This is a genomic window from Deinococcus sp. QL22 (assembly GCF_023370075.1).
In the GTDB taxonomy this organism is placed as follows: Bacteria; Deinococcota; Deinococci; order Deinococcales; family Deinococcaceae; genus Deinococcus.
Genome location: NZ_CP097153.1, coordinates 118891 through 138089 on the forward strand (window position 1 = coordinate 118891; position 19199 = coordinate 138089).

Genomic DNA, 19199 nt, shown 5'->3' on the forward strand with positions numbered 1-19199 from the left:
GGAGATCCTCCCCAAAGAGATTGAGACAAGACCTCCGGTCAATGCCCCATACTGAGCAGCCATGACGTTGCCCGCCTGCGACAGCGCCGAACCTCCCAGTTCGTCTCCGCCCCTCTTTCTCCAGAGTTTTCGTGGTGGGGGTGAAGGCGCGTGACGGTCTTGGTTCCCCTCTTCCTTATCTTGCTGATGGTGATGGTCAACGCCCTCTACGTGGCCGCCGAATTCGCTACAGTTGGCTCCCGCCGCTCCCGCGTGCAGGAGAGTGCAGAAGGGGGCAACCGTTCGGCGGCCACCCTGCTCAAGATTTTGCAGGACCCCAAACGGCTCGATACCTATGTGGCCGCCTGCCAAGTCGGTATCACGCTCAGCAGTCTGGTGGCGGGCGCCTATGGTCAGTCCCAACTGACGCCGCTGCTGACGCCTGTATTAGGGGCTGTTGGCGGCGCAGTGGCAGCCACCATTTTTGTCCTCGTCTTCATCACCGCTTTCCAAGTTATCTTGGGCGAGTTGCTGCCCAAAACAGTGGCGCTGCGTTATCCCGAACGGCTGGCAATGGCGACCCTCGTGCCCATGCAGTTTAGTCTGGTGCTGTTTCGGCCCCTGATTTTCATCTTTAACGGCACGGCCTTTGCCTTGATGCGGGCCTGGAAGTTAAACGTCGACCACAGCCATTCGCATGTGCATTCGCCTGAAGAACTGCAGGGCCTGTACAGCGAAAGTGCAGCAGGCGGCCTGATCGATTCTGCCGAGCGCGACATGGTGGCGGGCGTGCTGAATATCGAAGACCGGGTGGTGCGCGAGATCATGACGCCCCGCACCCGCCTGATCACTGCTGCGGCCAACCTCAGTGTGCAGGACGCGCTGGTACAGCTGGCCGGAAGCGCCTATTCCCGTTTTCCAGTGACGGGCGAGCACAGTGAGGACGTGGTCGGCGTCGTTCATCTGCGCCGCTTGTTCCTGGCTGCCGAGCGAACTCCCCACCGCCCGGTGGCCGAGGTCATGACCGAACCGCTGATCATTTCGGACGCCATGCCAGTGCCCCAGTTGTGGCGGCGCCTCCGGGAAGCGGGACGGCACAGCGCCGTGGTCGTAGACGAATACGGCAACGTGGCCGGAATGGTCACCTTAGAGGACGCCCTCGAAGAAATCTTTGGAGAAGTGCAGGATGAATTCGATCAGGAAGACGAGCCGATCAGCGTGCTGGGCCGCCGCGTGACGGTGCGCGGGGACGTCCTGGTGGATATTCTCAATGCCCGCCTTGACCTCGACCTCCCCACCGACGAGGTGGATACCATGAGCGGCCTGGTCTGGCAGGAGTTGGGCCGACTGCCGCAGGTCGGAGATGAGATGCGGGTGGGCCACGGTGACCTGATCCTCCGGGTCGACGCGATGGACCGCCGCGCCGTGCGCCGAGTCAGTTTGACCCTGCCGGAAGAGGAAGGCTGATGCTCGAAGTCTTGACGCCCATGGCCGTGATCCTGGCGTTGGTCACCCTCAACGGGTTGTTCGTGGCCGCCGAGTTCTCGCTGATCGCGTCTCGTCGCAGCCGCCTGCACACCTTAGCCGAGGGCGGTAACGGCGCGGCCCGCTGGCTGCTGGGCGTGTTCGACCGGCCCACCGGCAAAGACCGCTACATCGCCATTGCCCAGCTCGGCATTACGCTGGCCAGCATTGGACTGGGCATGTACGGCGAGCCGCAAATTGCAAAGTGGTTGTACGGCCCCTTTGAAGACTGGGGTCTGTCCTACGCCGCCGCGCATACCGCCGGATTTGTGGTGGCCCTGAGCCTGATCACCTTTATGCATGTGGTCTTTGGGGAGATGATTCCCAAGGCGCTGGCCCTGCAAACCCCCGAAGCAGTCAGCCTTCAGGTCAACCCCCTGATGCGCATGTTTGGCCTGGTCTTCCGGCCCCTGATTTCAGTGCTGAACGCCGTGGCGCTGGGACTGATGCGCCTCCTGCGCATCAAAGACCCCGGCAAAGACAGTTTGCTGTACACCAGCAAAGAACTCTCGATCCTCACCGATGAAACGGCCCTGAGCGGGCAAATCGGAGAGGTGCAGCGCGACCTGATTCACAACATTTTTGCGCTGGAAGAACGCACAGCCCAGGATCTGATGACCACGCGCCCGCGCCTCGAAGCCCTGAGCGTGCAGGCCAGCACTGCAGAAGTCACGGCCCGGATCGCCGCTTCACCGCGCAGCCGGTATCCGGTGTTCGAGGACAGCCTCGATCAAATTATTGGCGTCTTACATGTCAAGGACTTTATCCGGGCACGGGCGTCCGGGCGCTCGGCCCACCTGGGGCGTTTGGTGCGTCCCTTGCCCCATGTGGCCGCGACAGCCACCGCTGAAGACCTGCTGGCCCAGTTCAAGCGCGAACGCATTCACGCGGCCCTCGTGGTCGATGAATTTGGCGGCACCCTCGGCTTCGTCACCATGGACGACCTGATCGAAGACGTGATGGAAGAGGAAGACGTGGGGGCGTCCCACGGGGTGCAGGCCAACTCTGACGGGTCGTGGACGCTGGACGGCGAAGTGACATTGAGCGAACTGAACGAACACGGCCTGACGTTGCGCAGCGAGGACGTGAATACGGTGGCGGGCCTGCTGCTGGCCGACCACGGCACTGTGCCCGCCGTCGGCACCACCGTTCATGTACAGGGCCACGACCTGACGGCAGAGGAAGTACAGGGCCTCAAAATCACGCGGGTAAGGGTCAGGAAGGTCGTGTCAGACGCCTGATTCAGTGTTCAGATGCCCGTGTTGGGAAGGCAGTATGCAGAGGCCCGTATTGATCAGCAGGCCCGACTCGGCACGGGCATCCCACGCAGGCCGTGTCAGGCCTCCACAAAGCGCATTCTGAAGCTGCGGCCCTTGATGGTGCCGACGCCCTGCCCCAGTTGTTTGCCCGCGCTCAAGCGCCCAAAGGCGTGGTCGGCCACCTGACGGTCAATCGCCACATAGGTCATGAACTCGAACACATTGATTTTGCCCACCTGCTCCTTGCTGAGGCCGCCGTCGCCCGTCAGTGCGCCCAGCACGTCGCCGGGGCGCAGTTTGTCTTTTTTGCCGCCCATGATGCACAGCGTGACCATTGGTGCAGGCGCGGCTCCGGCGTGGTCGGTGCCCAGTTCGCTCAGCGGATACCACTGCACGGGCGTTTGCTGGTAGTCCTCGATCAGGCGCACCCACTTTTTTTCGTAGGGCGTACACAGCGTCAGGGCTAATCCCGTTTCTCCAGCCCGTCCGGTGCGGCCCACCCGGTGAATATGCACTTCCGTCTCCCGCGAGACGTCGGCCACGATCACCGCCCCCAGCCCGGCGATGTCCAGCCCGCGTGCAGCCACGTCCGTTGCCACCAGCACCGAGCAACTGCGGTTAGAAAACAGCACCAGAATTTCGTCGCGCTCACGCTGCTCAAGGTCGCCGTGCAGGGCCAGCGCCGAAAAGCCTTGGGCACGCAGTTCCTCTGCCAGTGCGCGGCAATGCACCTTGGTGTTGCAAAAAGCCAGCGCCGACACGGGCCTAAAGTGCTTGAGCAGATGGCCCACGGCGGCGTCACGCTCCTCCGCCTCTACCTCATAAAACCGCTGCTTGATCTGATCCGCCGTATGCTGCACTTCTACGGTCACTTCTACCGGAGAGTTCAGGAAGGCGGCGGTGGCGCGGCGAATATCGTCCGGGTAGGTGGCCGAGAACAGCAAGGTCTGACGCGGCTGGGGGCAGGCAGCGACAATGCCCGCAATCTCCTCATAAAAGCCCATGTCGGTCATTCTGTCGGCTTCATCCAGCACCAGCGTTTGCAGCTGCGCCAGATCAAGTGTGCCGCGCTCCAGATGATCGCGGACGCGGCCCGGCGTGCCCACCACGATATGTGCGCCGTGTTCAAGTGAAATGGTCTGTGGTCGCCGCGACACGCCGCCGGTCAGCGTCAGCACTTTGATGTTGCCTTCGCCGCGTGCCAGACGCCTGATCTCGTTGGCAACCTGATCGGCCAATTCGCGGGTCGGACACAGCACCAGGCCCTGCACAGCCAGCCACGCCGGATTCAGGCGGTGCAGCAGGCCGATGCCGAACGCCGCTGTTTTGCCACTGCCCGTTTTGGCCTGCGCGATCAGGTCGCGGCCCGCCAGCACAGGCGGCAAGCTCTGGGCCTGAATCGGCGTCATGTGGTGGTACTCCAGGGTGTCAAGGTTGGCCAGCAAGCGGGGGCTGAGGGGCAGGGTGGAAAACGGGACAGGCATCATAGCCAGAAGTATGGTCTGTCGCGCAAGCGCCTTGCTCCCAATCAATCGGTTTGGGCCGCCGGCTTATTCCGTGTGTATGGTGGTGACGGATCGGTTGGGAGTCCGTTGACTTGCCTTGGTGCTTCCAAACACGTCGTTTTTCGCAGCTTAGGTCAATCGACCCCAGCGATGAACACGGCCTCTGGCTCGTTCATTAAGCTCAGTCAACGGACTCTCACCCTTGGTCGTCCGTTGAGTTGCTCCACCACCGCCAGAAACACCTTGTTTTTTGCAGCTTGAATGAGTTGACCTCAGTGATGAACCCAGTCTCCAACTCGTCTACCGGACGCCGTCAACAGCCGATCACTAGTCGGGAAAAGAAGACGAATGTCAACTCGCTCTGGGGAACAGATCGTTTCGAGTGAGGGGGCGGCGGTGGATCGACTGGGGAGTTGATCTGCCCTCCAGGATGTCAAAAGTTGCCCCGGCTGGATTTGCATCCAGCCGGGGTGCTGTTTTTCCCGGAATGCTTACTCCTTAACCGTGTTGCAATTGCAACACGGCGCTCGCTTTTGATGCAAGTGAGCCGAATGTGGTGTTATGAAGGTCTTGTCAGGTTAATTCGGGGCTATGTCAAAAACAAGTCCGGTGTGTAAAGAAGAGCCGAGGAGAGAGAAGAAATTTTGTGACTACTCAGTGGGGACTTGGACTTGGCTGAGCAGGTAGAGTAGAGGTATCTCCGAGGACACCTGCCCGAACTGCGAAAAACTGGAAGCTCAGCTGGCCAAAGTGCTCGCTGAACTTCAAGACGTCAAGGTACGTCTCGCCCTGAACAGCACGACCTCCCATCAACCTCCGAGCTAGGACAAGCCCTAGATCCCGAAGAGTGGGCGCCACCCAGGCAGGACGTTGAAGATGTTCGAGCATCAAAACTTAACTTCAAAGAAACACTTTGAACCCGGCCGCCACCGCTTCTCAAGTATCATCCAGGATGCGGTTTCAGCCTCGCCGCTCCTGGAGGGAGTATGAGCTCGCTGCTGTTCCTACTGTTCCTGTCTCTGAGTGCCTCCCAAGCTGCGCCCATCCAACTCCGCGCTTCCGACGGCCTGACCCTATACGGCGAGTACACCACCCCGGCGCAGCCCAAGGGGGCGGTGCTTCTCCTGCACGCCGCTGGCCAAAACCTGCATGAATTCGATGCCATTGCCCACCGCCTGACGCTTGAGGGGTATGCCTCACTCGCACTCGATCAGCGCTTCGGGGGGGAATATGATGGGTACCGCAACCGGACAGTTCAGCACTTGGGGAACCGGGTTCTCAGTGAGGCAGATGCCCTCACAGACTTGGACTTGGCGTTGACCTGGCTCAGGCGCCAGCACCCGAGGACGCGGCTTTTCGCGATGGGCAGCGGGAGCAGCGGGACGTTGTTATTCCCGTTTGCCCTCCGGCAACCCGATCTTGCGGGGCTTCTCGCCTTTAGTCCTGTCCAGAGCGACCTGGTCGAGATCGATATGCTGGCTGTGGCGCGGCAGGTGCGGGTGCCTGTCTTCGTTACCAGCAGCAATGACCCGTTTGAGATTCAGGCCGCTCAGGAGGTGTTCTGTGCTGTCGGCGCTTCCCGCAGAACCCTGTTTGTGCCGCCGGGTTTCGGCCTCCGTGGAGTTGTGAACCTCAACCCCGCGAAAACGACGGAGGTGGCGGTGACTGAAGCATACTGGGCCGCTGTTTTGAAGTTCTTTGAAACCCCCTAGGATGACCCTCCTGGTCGTCCGTTGAGGTGCTCCACCGCCGCCAGAAACACGTTGTTTTCTGCAGCTCGGATGAGTTGACCTCAGTGATGAACACCGTCTCCGACTTATGTGCCGGACGCAGTCAACGGACGACTAGGAGGGTCATGCGAAATGGCCCGATCAGGGATCTTGATCAACGCCTGATTCAACCGCTCCGGATCTCGTCTATGTTGAATGTTGAAGGCACGGGAAGACAGCGCTGCTTCTCTCAGACCACTGGAGAGCCCATGCTGGAGTCCAAAACCAAGTTGCACGACGCACTCTACATCCCCCTCAAATTTCCCCGACAGTCCAGGTATCGGCTGGCCAGCGCCCCAGGCGACACCATAGAGATTCCTCTGCTGATGGTGCTGGATCTGCGAGACAGCTTAATTCCAGAAGCCCAACATCGGCGGGTCTTGGAACTCTGCGACCAAGGCTGCATGGGGGTTCGCCTGCTCGTGATCAGTCCCGAACCGTGCTGCGCGGACGTCCAGATCCACCCCGAGACCTTGGACGTCGCCGTTCAGTACATCGGGGTGATGCTGCACGATCCGCACTGGCGGGCGGACCAGTGGCGAGCGTTGTTGTTACCGGGAGCAGCCGGGCGTCTGTTGGCGCTGCTGCACTGCCTGCAGCAGCTGAGCGAAGACCATCTGGCCCAAGTGTTGCAAGTGGTCCCCAAGCCCCTCTTGCCGGGCGCCGAGTGGGTCAGCGTGCTGAAGCTCAACGCCACCCTCGAACCCTTGAGTGCGCCCCAGCACCGCAACTCGACTCACTTCTCCCGCTTCAAGCGAAGCACGAGGGTCGTGACGCCGTCCTTGTCCTGAGCCTGGTACCCATCAAAGTCAGTGGCCGTGCCCTTGGGGAACACTTCGTGCCAGACCGTCTCCAGGGAGAGGGGGGCAAATTGAGCGCGGCCACTTCGGAGTTCCATCGCCACCCGTTCGAGGAGCGTCGCGACGTTCTGAAGTCCAGTTGTCTCTGGAAGTCGAGGGTCTTGGACGGCTTGTTCCCCTTCTCTTGGGGCGTGCGGTTCTGCGGCCAGTGCGCTCGCGATCGCATCCAGAATCCGATCGCCGTACGCTTCAATCCGCTTCGGCCCCAAACCGGGCAAGCCCACCAACTCCGCCATCGTCCGTGGCTGACGTGTCGCCAACGCCGTCAAGGTCGCGTTCGGGAAAATCAAGTACGCCGCATACCCAGTCTCCCGCGCTAAGGCCCGCCTGGTCTCCCCCAACGCCACGGTTACCGCCGCATCCGGCGTAAGAACAGGCTTCTCCGGCACGTCGCGCGTCACCGCTGAGCCTGAACCTGCCACGACCTCCAGTGGCCTGGGCAGTTCTGGAAGCACAGCCGTCACCGCAGAGGATGGGGCTGCCAGCATTCCTGAACCACGTACGGCAAGCGTCGGGCTGGGGTGCTCCATCCCCATCGGAGGCGTCAGCGACCTTGCGGGAGACCCCACAGACGCCCAGGGTACTTCCGGCACAAGACCCAGCTCGTGCGCCTGGACGGTGCCCCGAGGGCGGGCCTGCTCCCCGTGCACTCCCAGTCGTACCAACCGCAGTACCTCCGAACCGTACTCCGCGAGCCGCCGCTCCCCAATCCCACTCACCGTGCCCAACGTCTTCAAGCTCCCCGGCCGCACTTCAGCAATCGCCTTCAAGGTCGCGTCACTGAAAATCACGTACGGCGGCACCTTCAATTGCGCCGCTCGCTCAGCCCGCCAGGCGCGCAAGGCGAGGAACAGGGGTTTGTCATGCGCACCGATCGCCACGCGACTCGCCTGAGCCTTCTCCCGAGTGCGCTTCGCTTGCCGAGGCAACAAGGTGTCCTCCCGGAGCAGCAACGGCGTCTGACCCTTGAGAACCGTTTTCGCCTGTGGCGTGACGGTCAAGCCGTGATACGGCCCCGCCGTGAGGTACCCCAAACTCACCAGCTGCCGCAACACACTCCGCCAGACCTTGCCGTCATGCTCCTTCCCAATCCCGTAGGTCGGTAGGGTACGGTGCCGTCTGTTCTTATCATTGTCCTTGCCCAGCAAAATATCGGTCAGGTAGGCCGCACCGAACCGGTTGCCGGTGCGAATGGCTGCAGACAGAGCCATCTGCGCTTCTCGCGTCATGTCCCGGACACTCGGCGGGTTCAGGCACACGTCGCAATTTCCACAGGCGGCGGCGTACGGTTCCCCGAAATACCCCAATAACACCTGACGACGGCACGACGCCGTCTCGCAGTACGTCAGCAGGGCGTCCAGCTTGCCGGACTCAATCCGCTTGACATCTTCTGGGGCGTCGCTGTCCGCAAGCATCCGGCGCACGTTCACCACGTCGCTCAGGCCGTACACCATCCAGGCGGTACTGGGCAAACCATCGCGGCCCGCCCGCCCCGTTTCCTGATAGTAGCCCTCCAGACTTTTTGGCAGGTCGAGGTGAGCGACAAAGCGCACGTTGGGCTTGTCGATACCCATGCCGAACGCCACGGTCGCCACTACGATCACGCCCTCCTCGTTCAGAAAGCGCTCCTGCGCCCGGTTGCGCTCCTGCGGAGCCAAGCCCGCGTGGTAGGCCACCACGGGAAGGCCGTGCTCCTGAAGCCAAGCCGCCGTCTCCTCAACGCTCCGCCGCGACAGGCAGTACACGACGCCGGCATCCCCGGGGTGTTCCGTCTGAATAAACTCCAGGAGTTGGTCTCGGGGTTTTTCTTTGTTGGCGATCCGGTACTGGATATTCGGGCGGTCGAAGCTGGAGATGAATTCCGGCGCGTTGGTCAAACCCAAGACGCGGCGGATATCTGCGCGTGTGCGGTCATCGGCGGTCGCAGTCAAGGCTAGGCGGGGCACCTGGGGAAAGTGCTGTTCAAGCACGCTAAGTTGTTGGTATTCCGGGCGGAAGTCATGGCCCCATTGAGACACGCAGTGCGCTTCGTCAATCGCGAAGAGGGCAATCTGCGCCTGGTGGAGCAAGTCCAGCGTCCGGGGCAGCAGGAGGCGCTCAGGAGCGACGTAGAGCAAGTCCAGGCCGCCGGTCAGGACAGCGTGTTCAACGGCGCGAGCGGCGGAGGCCGAGAGGGTCGAATTCAGGTAAGCGGCGCGCACGCCCAACTGCCGGAGCGTATCGACCTGATCTTTCATCAACGCAATCAGGGGGGAGACGACGACGCCGACGCCGGGCCGTAACAGACTGGGCAACTGGTAGCACAGGCTTTTGCCACCACCAGTCGGCATGAGAACGAGGGCATGACCGCCCTCAGCCACCGTCTGCACGATTCGTGCCTGAACGCCCCGAAACTGGTTGTACCCCCAGATGCGCTGCAAGATCGCCAGCGCTCGAGGCAACACCTCGCCTGTCATCGCGCTCAGTCTACTGCATTCTGTTGAGGACAGAATTCGTGAGTGGAGCAACCAAGTCAAGTGACGACGACTCAACGCCATCAAGACCAGATCAGTCACCAGAACACCCTGTGGGAGGTCTCGGACGACCTCTGGAGCCGTCTCGTCCCTGTCCTGGTGATCGACAAGCCCAGGAAATAAGAGTAGGCGTCCCGCGTGGGACGCCCACTCCCATCTTCGACGGACTGATCTGGCTGGCCCGAACCGGCCGTCAGTGGAGCCAACTGCCCCGCCGATACGGCCCGAAATCGACCGTCCACGAGCGGTTGTGTGCCTGGGTGGAACACGGATGCTTCTGTGCGGCGTGGGCGATCGTGCTCGAAGAGTACGATCAGGCAGTCGGGATCAACTGGGCATGGCAAGCCGCCGACGCAAGCATGGTGAAAGCCCCCCTGGGGAAAAGGAGGGCGCTGGTGCGCCGGAAGCCACGGGCAGCAACCCCACCGACCGAGGGAAAGCCGGAGGTCAACGCACGCTGCTCACCGATGCCAAAGGCCTTCCGCTCTCGGTGGTGCGGTGTGGGGCAAATCGCTATGACAGCAAGATGCTCATGGATGTCTTGGATGCCGTCGTTGTCGCTGTTCGATCGTGGGTACGACACGCCCGCGTGTCGTCAACTGGCCGTGGATGAAGGCCTGGTCGCGCATATCCCCAAGAAAGCGACGGAAGAACAGCCCCTTCCTGCCCCTAGCGATCCGGAACGCCACCCAGCCCGGCGGTGGGTCGCCCTCGGTGGGCCACAGGTGGTTCAATTGCTTCCGCCGGATCCAGACTCGCTGGGAGAAGCGTCAAGACCTGTCTCTAGGGTGTGTCGAGTTGACTGCGTGCCTCATCATCTGGCGCAAACTTGCACCGGTCGCCCGACTCCGAGAACCTTCCGGATAGGCTTTTAGCACAGAAGGTGGCGTAAAAGAACATCTCTCAAAATGAGAATCTCGATAAATAGAGTTTCATCGGGACGACTTACCGCGAATAGATAGCGTAGTTTTTGGACGTTGTCTACAGTGGTCGCCCGTTCGCCGGATCACGCCACACGTGGTGCTACGCTGGTTTCACGTCTGTTTCGCCCAATGGCTGCCCTGATCTCACGACGACCAATCCTGTCCGCAACAATTTAGTGACCAAGCGCGATCAACGCCACCTCGGCAGGCTTTCCATGGGCTCGTAAACGACAATAGAAGTCACCCAGATGCCCTTTGTTTCGCGTGACACTCCAGGCCGCAAGACACGCCGAACGCCTCAGGTGAGCATTCCCTGTCTTTGAAATGCGCCCTCGGCCATGGACACTCGTGCCCGACTGAAACGGCGCTGGAGCAATGCCAGCGTGAGCTGCTCTTTGCTTGCCGGTCTCCAGCACGGCACACCCATCTGTTGCCACCAGTACAGACGCCGCAGTGAGCAAGCCGAACCCGGGAACGCTGGTCAGTCACTCACACGGCTCGCGCCACATGTCATCGGCCGCCCAGCCGCGCTGAGTGTGGCTGAACAACTCCTGATAACCCTGGACTTCTGGCGTGAGTCCCGAACCGTTGCACATCTGGGTGACGACTGGGGCGGCCATGAGCCTAGCGTGCAACGCGTGGAAGCGGCCTTGATCACTCGGGCGCAGTTCCAGATGCCCAGAAAACGCGTGTTTCAGAAAGCGCCACTCGTCTACAGCATCGCCCGCGTCGATGCTTCTGAAGTGCCGTGCGAACGCACCAAAAAAGCAGCGCCGCTGGTACAGCGACAAGAAAAAGCGGCATACCCTGAGGTTCCAGCTGCTGATCTACACGGTGACGCAGCGCATCCTGGGCACGGCCACGGGTGCTGGGGCGGTTCATAATCCCAAGCGTTTCCGTCCATCTGGCGTGCGGTTGCCCCACGACACGGCCCTGATCGGGGACGCGGGGGCTCAGGGCCTGTGGAGTACCCTCGGGCACGCCATCACCACGCATCCGGCGACGCGAGCGTCGCCCCTCTGTGCCGAACAGTGTCAAGAGAACCGCGTGCGGGCACACACCCGACAAGGCGGAGAACACGTCATCCGCCGGATGAAAGTCTTTCGTGTGCTCAAGGGTGTCTATCGGCGGCGGCGGTTCGCCCTCCGGGTTTAACTCATCGCGGCGCTCTGCAATCTGACCCGGACTTGCCCGTCATGACGTTCGCAAGAGGTCTATTCCATTCAACTCACTTTTAAATAGCGTCAAGTGTTCATATAGATCTCCATCAAGAGCGTGATATCCCGGTCAGAAGTGAACTGGTACGCTAGACCCATGTCCCCTCAACCAGGCTGGACGCCCTGCTGGTCCGCCAGGGCGACATGACCCCTCTTCCAATCCGGCTCCACGATCCACTCGCCAGCCAGCGCCAGAAGGAACTGCGCAATCTGACTTTTTTGGCACATTCTGAGATCGATGCCATTCGCCGGCAGCGACATCAGGAACTCGAAGCCCTGACGCAGATTGCCCTTGCGCTGCGCGACGCACCGAGTGCCCAGGCCATCACCGCCTCCCTGGCCGGGATGACTCACCGCCTCCTGAATGCCAGCGGCGTGGTCTACCTGGCGTATGACTCCGAGACCGATACCCTGTCCTCGCAGGCTGTCCTGGGCATGTCGGAAGAGCTAGGCGCGGTAGTCCTGCCGCGGGGGCAGGGCCTCTCCTGGGCGGCCATAGAGTCCCAGGACGTCCTCTACATCTCCGACGTCATGAACGACCTCAGGGTCTACCGGCCCGGTTTCCTGGACTCGGGCGCCATGCTCATCGCTCCCCTGATCGGCCGCACGCAGGTCTACGGGGTTCTGGTCACTGTGCGTGACGCCCCCTTCGACGAAGACGATGCGCACCTCGCCCGCACGTTCGCTGCCCACACGGTCACCGCGCTGGACCGGGAAGCGCACATTCAGGCCCTGGAAGAAGCACGGTCAGGAACCTTGCTCGCGCTAGGCCTGACGCTAGAAGCCCGCGACCTCGATACTCATGGGCACACTGAACGCGTGGCCGAGCTGAGCGACAATCTCGCTCAGGCACTCGGCCTGAACCCAGTGGAGCGCATCATCCTGCGCGAGGGCGCGTACCTGCACGACATCGGCAAACTCCAGATCCCGGACGCGATTCTGCTCAAGCCCGGTTCCCTGACCGCGCAGGAATGGACTCTCATGCAGGAACACGTGGTGAGAGGGGAGGCCCTGGCCCGGAAAATTCCCGGCGTCGCGCCCGGCGCACTGAGGGTCGTGCGGTCCCATCACGAGCGGTGGGACGGCTCAGGGTACCCGGACGCCCTGGTTGGCGAAGCGATCCCACTCCTGGCCCGCCTGTTCGCCATCTGTGATGTGTTTGACGCGCTCACCAACGAACGACCATACAAAACTGTCTGGACCGTGGAGGCCGCCCTGCACGAGATTCAGAACCAGTCTGGACGACACTTCGACCCAGTCATGGTGGGTGTCTTCCTCCGCATGCGCCCGAACGCTCTGCAACCCAGTCAACTGTGGTGATACCTCTCTCGCGATGACGCTGCTGGCCAGCGCCGCCCAGGAGCGCTTTGAAAGGTACTCTCAAGTGTGGGGATGCCCTGAGGGCAACTGCGCTGTAGAGCCTCTCCCGTAAGGCGACCCTCCTGTCTCGGCTCATACCATCAGCTCGCACTGAATTCGCATTGGTTGAACACTCAGAACAGCCTGGGCTGAGTGGTTATTTTCTCCATGATCGGGAGGGCACCGGACATATGGTAAGTGGGCGAATGACCGACTGAAAGACCATATGCGCGGCAGTTGAAGCTTCTTCGGTCATTCACAACAAGGTGTTGACGACTTGCGTCATCACCTCCGTACCGGTGCTCCCACCGAGACTTAAGGAATCAATCAGGAACAAGTGTTGCAGTCCCTGTCCTCGAACAGTTGAGGATCCTCGCCCAAGCCGATCAGGTGTGCCTGACGATGGGCACGATCGCACGCGGCCTGAAGGTGCATGGTTTCAGTGGCAAGGTGCCTCCCGCACTCAACTTTTATCTCGATCACCGGTTTCAACGCCACTCAGGCGGCTCCGTCTGGATCGCCATCGAAACCGGGCACCCCCTGTATGTCGATGATTACCTCGCCTCAGACGCACCGTCACCCCCCCCGAGGACGGGGATGCCAGAAGCGGCGGCCCACGTGCCGTTCGGTCGCCTTGACGGAGAGGTGGGCGTCCTCACGGCGTTCCGAACCGAGGGGGGCCGGGTGTGGTCCACGCGAGAACGCGGGCTCCTCGAATTTACGGCCCAGTCGATCGGCCACCTGATCCAGCGAAGCCAGCGGTATCTGGAGTTGAGTCGGATGGCCACCTACAAAGACGCGATCTCTCAGGTCAATCAGCTGACTGAACAATCGCTTCCACTGTACGAAACGGCTGTTCAGGCATTGAGACTGATCGCTGAGCCCAGCGACGTGGATCTCGGCGTCCTCGTTCGGGTGGAAGGGGACGTGATCGTCAATCAGGTGCAGTATCAGAGTGAGCGCGTGACGCCCGCCCTCCTGCACCTTATCGAACAGAGCCTGTCTCTCCAGCAGGATGGGGAATGGAAGGATTTGCGGCCCAACGAACCGCTGTTTACCGATATGTTCGCGGATTCAGCTGAAAAGTTTCAGCGGTTCGCGGCCGCGGGCTTCACATCCTGTACCGTAGCCGAGTCTCTACTCGAAGTCGTCCAAACATTGGGGCCAGCCCAGGGTCAACTCTGCTGCTCCCCCACGCTGCCAGTTGACCCCACATTTGCTCAGCCCCTAGGCAGCGTAAAGAAGAAAGTAGAGCCCTGGCCAGGTGTACTCTCCAACCAGAGCTGCCCCCCGTGGCGTTCCACAATTTTCTTGCACACCGCTAGCCCAATTCCCGTCCCTTGATATGTCTCCCGGCCATGCAACCGCTGAAAGATCTCAAAGATGCGCTCAAAATATTGAGACTCAATGCCGATGCCATTGTCTTGTACTGCGAAGCGCCACCCTGATCCGGCCTGCTCGGCAGACACCTGAACCTGAGGTTCGGTTCCTTCACGCCGGTACTTCAGCCCATTGGAGATGAGGTTTTGCAGCAGCTGATCCAACTGGTGTGGGTCTGCCAGAACCCGCGGCAAGGGATCCCGAGTCAGGTTCGCCTCGGGGAACTCGGTCTGAAGGCGGGAAACCACTTGGTCAAAGACCGTGTTGGCGTCCGTGGCTTGTGGTTCACGCCGCTCCGTATGAACCCGGGAGAACGCCAACAAGTCGTCGACCAGCCGCTTCATGTGTTCCCCACTCTCGATGATCTGCTGCAGGTACAGTTGGCCCCGGTCATCGAGCGCACTGCCATACTTCCGGTCAATAATGCCCGCGAAACTGGCCACAGCCCGGATCGGGGCCTGTAAGTCATGCGAGGCGATGTATGCGAACTGCTCCAGCTCCGCATTGCTGCGCCGCAGCTCTTCATTGCTGTGCTGCACGGCTGCTTCTGCCTGTCGCCGGTGGGTGATATCTCGGAAGGCCAGCACCGCACCCTCCACCTTGCCGGTTTCGCTGCGGATGGGGGTGCTGGTGTACTCCACCGGAAAACTGGTGCCATCTTTCCGCCAAAACACATCGCCCTGCACGGTTTGGGCCTGGCCTTGTTTGAATGCGGCATACACCGGGCATGCTTCCCGCGAATAAGCGGTGCCATCAGCGTGGGTGTGGTGGATCAGAGGATGTTGCGGCTGACCAACGAATTCGGTCTCCGTGTACCCCAAGAGCTTGAGGGCTGCGGGGTTGGCGAACGTCGTACGGCCTTGCAAATCCACCCCCGTCAATCCCTCACCGACATTGCTCAGGATCAATTCGTTAAACCGGGAGGCGCGGGCCAAGTCCTGGATGCCCTGCGCCCGCTCCAGAGCGAGCCCCAGACTGCGCACGACGGTCTCCATCACGGCTTTGTCGATCGGTGTCCAGGGGTGAGAGGGAAACACCGCGAACACCAGAATGCCGAGCGTGCGGCCGTGCACCCTCACCGGCAGGCTGGCCACCGTGTTGACATGCTCAACCAGATCGGCGTACACGTCGCCCTGTCGGTTGTACTGATCCTGGTAGTAGGGCCGTCCTGTCTCCCACGGCTCTGTCAGGGTCTCTGGCATCTCGTACGGAAAGCCTGCCTCTATGGTGGCCTGAAGAGCAGCAGTGTGGTCGGACGGAGTACCGAGGATCCCAGTCTGAACCCGGTTGCGCCACAACCCCTCTGCCCGCTCGTAATACAGGGCGTAGCCGTCCGGTAGCAGGGACATCACCGCCTCCTGGGCGCACCGGATCAGGCTGTAGGCGTCCGTTTCGAGGGCGAGGTCTTGAATCAACGCTGCAAAGCCCTCAAAAGCTCGTGTGCGGGCGTCCAGGAGGGCATGTTGAACCTTCAATTCCTCAGCGTGTTGGGCCCGTTCCAAGGCGAGATCCAACCCGTGGCCAACCGCCCGGAGAATTGCCTGCTCGCGTTCCGTCCAGGCATGTGCATGATCGGTGCCGACCGTCAGGAGGGCCGTGACCTGAGTCCCGATGCGGGTGGGCAGCAGCGCGACGGCGCCGTAGTGAGCGGCGCTAGAGAGGTGTTCGCGCCCCGCATCCCAGCCATTAACCAACACCACCTCTTTGGACTGGGCCGCCGCCGCAAAATTGGGGGCGTCCTTCGGCACGCCGCCCCGCAGCTGTGTGACAATGTCTGGAGCGATATCCTCCGACCAGAGCTGAGCTTTCCACCACTCGCCTTCCAGCTCGTAATACGCGCTACTGACCCGCACCAGGCTGGTGCGCAGCACCTGCATGGCCAGGCCGATGAGTGTGAGCCGGTCGGTCTCGGTGCCTACGGCCTTAGTGAAGGACACGAACGCGTCCAGTGCGGTGAGGGCATCCTGGGCAGTCCTGCGGGACGTGATGTCGCGGGAAACTGCGCTGAGCTGATGAAGGCGGCCCCGCGCGTCATATAGGGGAGCCACACTGACTTCCCACCATTTGAGGGTGCCTTTGAAGGTCGCCGTCCGGGCCTCGAAGGTGGTGCGCTGGCCTTGCCTTGCCCGGTCAAGGGCCTCTTCTACCTGAGTGCGGGCCTCGCCCTCCCAGAAGGTGGGCCACAGCAGATACTGGCAGACCGCAAAGTTGTCAATCTCCATGGTGGCCTGCCCCCCTGCATTCATCGACAGCAGGCGAGCGTCGAGATCCAGAACCTTAATACAGTTTGGACTGGCATCAACCAGATCCTGCAGGAGTTTGCGCTGATGTTGTTCTTCTTTGAGGTCATGGATGTTGATGCCGGTGATGACCCACGTGACTGATGTATTCGGCACCGCGACCTGCCGTTGACCAGAAAGGCGAAACCACTGGTATTGGCCTGCAGCGTTGCGCAGCGGCAGATCCAGCTCGAACGTGGGGTGCGGCGAAGCCCACAGGGCCGTGATATGGGCAAGGTCGTCGGGCAAAACGAGCTCGGCCAAGTGGGCGACCGAACGAGTAGAGGTCTGAGCGTGCCACGCCCGGTTGCCCCAGAGGGTCTGTCCCTGCGAGTCTGCGGTACACCACAGGTGAGGAACAGTGTCCGTGAGAGAGCGCAGCTCACTGGAGGGAAAAGGGAGCATACCGCAGACTACCGCCTGGATCCGGGGCTGGCTGGAGAGCAGGCCTGGGTTGAACAGCTGAACCGCTCACCTATGAAGCTCTTCTTAAATATCTCCGGAGCCGGGCGGAAATCGGTGGTATAGCCCTTGAGTGGACGACCACAGGCATGTCTACATTTATGCTCGCGCTGTCTTTGTCAGCTGCTGACAAGGCGCTCAGTCCGCCCGGCATAATCGGGGGTTGACCTGTAATTTGCCCGGCTCGCGCCTTGACTCTGACTTAAGATTGGGGGAGGCGCAGGGCCGCCACCAAGGTTCTCACCGCCTCCTGACTCTTCACCAGGTAGGCATGCACCCCCAATGCGGCGGCTTGCGCCTCACTGGCTTCGTTGTCCTGACCGCTCAGAATCACCACCGGCGTGGGCTCGACCAGGGTCAGTACCCGGTGTACCAGCGGCATTCCAAATCCATGCGGAAGATCCAGATCCGGCTCTTTGCGGCTGATCGCGCAGCCTACTGGGGCAGGCAATCCTCCCATGGACGCCCTGATCGCCGCCTTCCAGAAAACGTATCCGAACATCAAAATGACAGCCGAATACTTTCCCATCGGCACCGCTTACCCTCAGGTTCTCCGCACCCAGCTGCAAAGTGGCAACGGCGCCGACCTCTTCTACGTCATGGCCAGTGCAGGTAGCCAAGTTTCCGTGCTGCCACTCTATGACGCCGGATTCGTCGCCCCTCTCACGGGTCGCCCTTGGGAGTTCTGGCAAGTTCATCAGGGAAGGGCCGAGGGAGGTCGGTGGCCATCTGAAGTTCAGACGGCCACTTCAACTGCAGCTCGCCACGCCCAATGAGCATGGTCTTGGTTTGATCTTCGAAGGTCGGCGCGAACAGTGGTTCGGATGTGCTGGTGGAGGTTCAAGACATGGGCGTGAAGGGCTAAGAATTCCTGTGCTCGCCTTGAATTCTTGAAGCCGATCTGGCTTCGTTCCTGTTGTCGGGTCGGGCGATGGGATTGCATGGTCCGATTGTTGCCGCGCGCCGTCGAGATGACTTGGACGTGCTCCACGCTGTGGAGCACCGGGAGTTCTTTGAGTGCCGCTCCGGAGCTCCAGAGCTTGACGGTGTGGATCACGTCTGGCACGTCGTCATTTATCAAAAGTCTGCAGAGAAAGGTCTTTGCTGCTTGGGTATCTCGCCGAGCTTGTATAAGGAGGTCGAGGACGACGCCGGATTCGTCGCTGGCCCGCCACAACAGTGTTTCCTGCCACCGATCTCGATGCATACTTTGTCCAAGAACCACTGGGAACCCCGGCGGGGTTCCCAGTGACGCAGGACTTCAATCAGGAGCGGTGCGAACGGGATGCTCCACTGGCGCAGGGTTTCGTGACTGATCAGGGTGCCGCGTTCCTGAAGCAATTCTTGAACGTCACGTTGGCTCAACGAGACGCGGTGAGAGAGCCAGAGGGCGTACTGGATGATGCTCAGGGGATAAACGGTGGCGGTAGGGCTTGCGATCAGATACAGACGATCAGCCTACCGCACTTAACTAGCCAGAACCGCCCAGTGTCACAACATCGCCCTGTAATCTCGCCGTCCCACACGACGTCAACAAGGCAGCAACTTGGATTTAGGCGGCGGAAACGAGCGCAGGCATTTCTGAGCCTGCAGGCCCGATTTGAGAATCTCCATCGTCACATCCGAACAGGCGTTACCGCGACAACCAGACGAAGCAAACAGAGAAAAGCGTTCCAGACGCGGTCAACGGTCGCCGCAAGAGTGGCCTGGACTTCAGGCCACTCTTACCCTCTGTCTGCCATAGAACCAGTTAAGGCAACAGAACCCCTTGAAGCTGCCCCCAGAGCCTCCGTCTGTCCCTGTGTCTGCGAGGAAACGTGGATCTAGCACCTGAACCGCTCCCCTCAATTCTCCCAAGCGGCTGGACAGAGCCCGTGCTGGTCTGCTCTCCGAACGGGCAGGAGACGGTGGCCGGCATCATTTGCCCTCAGGACGGCGTCCATCTGTCCAGAGGGGTGTGGTTCCAACTTGAGGGTGATCCAGTTCAGGTATGGCCCGCCTTAAAGGACGAAGCCGCCTTGATCTTTTCACGGCACTCCGCCGTGTTCATTGCTGCCCGAGTGAACGAGATCAAATTGCACGATCACCCTTAGAATTTCGGCCTCAGCATCCTCGGCCAGATTCCAGCTTGAACGCGCGTCCCAGTGGGCCTCTGGTGACGCCGGGCAGT

The 19199-nt window shown here is 61.1% G+C and carries 13 protein-coding genes and 1 pseudogene; 8 read left to right on the top strand and 6 right to left on the bottom strand.

The features are described from left to right. Positions 1-150: 150 nt before the first annotated feature. Entirely contained in the window at positions 151-1446 is a 1296-nt protein-coding gene (locus tag M1R55_RS25305) for a hemolysin family protein (protein ID WP_249396067.1), read from the top strand. After that, entirely contained in the window at positions 1446-2744 is a 1299-nt protein-coding gene (locus M1R55_RS25310; protein WP_249396068.1) for a hemolysin family protein, read from the top strand. Before M1R55_RS25305 ends, M1R55_RS25310 begins: the two co-directional genes overlap by 1 nt. A 95-nt stretch (positions 2745-2839) precedes the next feature. Here M1R55_RS25310 and dbpA read toward each other — a convergent pair whose 3' ends face one another. Continuing rightward, complete coding sequence (gene dbpA / locus M1R55_RS25315) at positions 2840-4249, bottom strand: ATP-dependent RNA helicase DbpA (RefSeq protein ID WP_249396069.1); 1410 nt, start codon at positions 4247-4249, stop codon at positions 2840-2842. 1004 nt (positions 4250-5253) lie between these two features. On the opposite strand from dbpA, the gene M1R55_RS25320 reads away from it, so the two are divergent. Together M1R55_RS25320 and M1R55_RS25325 are read left to right on the top strand one after the other, a co-directional pair. Next, positions 5254-5979 (top strand): alpha/beta hydrolase, encoded by a 726-nt coding sequence (locus tag M1R55_RS25320; RefSeq protein WP_249396070.1) that lies wholly within the window; start codon positions 5254-5256, stop codon positions 5977-5979. A gap of 266 nt (positions 5980-6245) precedes the next feature. Continuing rightward, positions 6246-6827, top strand: a complete 582-nt coding sequence (locus M1R55_RS25325) for a hypothetical protein (protein WP_249396071.1) — start codon at positions 6246-6248, stop codon at positions 6825-6827. Here the strand turns inward: M1R55_RS25325 and recQ are convergent. Then, positions 6773-9352 (bottom strand): DNA helicase RecQ, encoded by a 2580-nt coding sequence (gene recQ, locus M1R55_RS25330; protein ID WP_249396072.1) that lies wholly within the window; start codon positions 9350-9352, stop codon positions 6773-6775. The two genes, M1R55_RS25325 and recQ, sit on opposite strands and share 55 nt — an antisense overlap. A 110-nt stretch (positions 9353-9462) precedes the next feature. Here recQ and M1R55_RS32460 point away from each other — a divergent pair, with 110 nt between their 5' ends. Further along, on the top strand, positions 9463-10284 hold the full coding sequence (locus tag M1R55_RS32460) for a transposase (RefSeq protein ID WP_371827321.1): 822 nt from the start codon (positions 9463-9465) through the stop codon (positions 10282-10284). A 221-nt stretch (positions 10285-10505) separates the two neighbouring features. On the opposite strand, the gene M1R55_RS32465 is transcribed toward M1R55_RS32460, so the two are convergent. Then, complete coding sequence (locus M1R55_RS32465) at positions 10506-10769, bottom strand: transposase (RefSeq protein ID WP_371827322.1); 264 nt, start codon at positions 10767-10769, stop codon at positions 10506-10508. 295 nt (positions 10770-11064) lie between these two features. Between M1R55_RS32465 and M1R55_RS25335 the strand changes: the two genes are divergently transcribed. Then, the gene (locus M1R55_RS25335) at positions 11065-11487 is read left to right on the top strand and encodes a transposase family protein (RefSeq protein ID WP_249396073.1); all 423 of its coding nucleotides are present in this window, start codon (positions 11065-11067) and stop codon (positions 11485-11487) included. Positions 11488-11693: 206 nt separating this feature from the next. Further along, positions 11694-12869: an HD domain-containing phosphohydrolase gene (locus tag M1R55_RS25340; RefSeq protein ID WP_249396074.1), complete on the top strand. Its 1176-nt coding sequence runs from the start codon at positions 11694-11696 to the stop codon at positions 12867-12869. 1259 nt (positions 12870-14128) lie between these two features. Here M1R55_RS25340 and M1R55_RS25350 read toward each other — a convergent pair. Both M1R55_RS25350 and M1R55_RS25355 read right to left on the bottom strand, forming a co-directional pair. Beyond that, positions 14129-16972, bottom strand: a complete 2844-nt coding sequence (locus M1R55_RS25350; protein WP_249396075.1) for a PAS domain-containing protein — start codon at positions 16970-16972, stop codon at positions 14129-14131. Between the two features lie 259 nt (positions 16973-17231). Next, entirely contained in the window at positions 17232-17489 is a 258-nt protein-coding gene (locus tag M1R55_RS25355; RefSeq protein WP_249396076.1) for a response regulator, read from the bottom strand. Here M1R55_RS25355 and M1R55_RS25360 point away from each other — a divergent pair. Continuing rightward, positions 17488-17805, top strand: coding sequence for an extracellular solute-binding protein (locus M1R55_RS25360; protein WP_249396077.1), 318 nt, complete (start codon positions 17488-17490; stop codon positions 17803-17805). The genes M1R55_RS25355 and M1R55_RS25360 overlap by 2 nt on opposite strands. On the opposite strand, the pseudogene M1R55_RS25365 reads toward M1R55_RS25360, so the two are convergent. Next, positions 17766-18476: pseudogene (locus M1R55_RS25365) on the bottom strand (IS6 family transposase); the annotation flags it as partial. The gene M1R55_RS25360 and the pseudogene M1R55_RS25365 sit on opposite strands and share 40 nt — an antisense overlap. Positions 18477-19199: the final 723 nt, after the last annotated feature.

Bases quoted from the DNA above. Each gene is read 5' to 3' on its own strand.
- M1R55_RS25310 (WP_249396068.1), top strand. From the start codon at position 1,446: ATGCTCGAAGTCTTGACGCCCATGGCCGTGATCCTGGCGTTGGTCACC.
- dbpA (WP_249396069.1), bottom strand. From the start codon at position 4,249: ATGATGCCTGTCCCGTTTTCCACCCTGCCCCTCAGCCCCCGCTTGCTG.
- M1R55_RS25320 (WP_249396070.1), top strand. From the start codon at position 5,254: ATGAGCTCGCTGCTGTTCCTACTGTTCCTGTCTCTGAGTGCCTCCCAA.
- M1R55_RS25325 (WP_249396071.1), top strand. From the start codon at position 6,246: ATGCTGGAGTCCAAAACCAAGTTGCACGACGCACTCTACATCCCCCTC.
- recQ (WP_249396072.1), bottom strand. From the start codon at position 9,352: ATGACAGGCGAGGTGTTGCCTCGAGCGCTGGCGATCTTGCAGCGCATC.
- M1R55_RS25335 (WP_249396073.1), top strand. From the start codon at position 11,065: ATGCTTCTGAAGTGCCGTGCGAACGCACCAAAAAAGCAGCGCCGCTGG.
- M1R55_RS25340 (WP_249396074.1), top strand. From the start codon at position 11,694: ATGACCCCTCTTCCAATCCGGCTCCACGATCCACTCGCCAGCCAGCGC.
- M1R55_RS25350 (WP_249396075.1), bottom strand. From the start codon at position 16,972: ATGCTCCCTTTTCCCTCCAGTGAGCTGCGCTCTCTCACGGACACTGTT.
- M1R55_RS25360 (WP_249396077.1), top strand. From the start codon at position 17,488: ATGGACGCCCTGATCGCCGCCTTCCAGAAAACGTATCCGAACATCAAA.
- M1R55_RS25355 (WP_249396076.1), bottom strand. From the start codon at position 17,489: ATGGGAGGATTGCCTGCCCCAGTAGGCTGCGCGATCAGCCGCAAAGAG.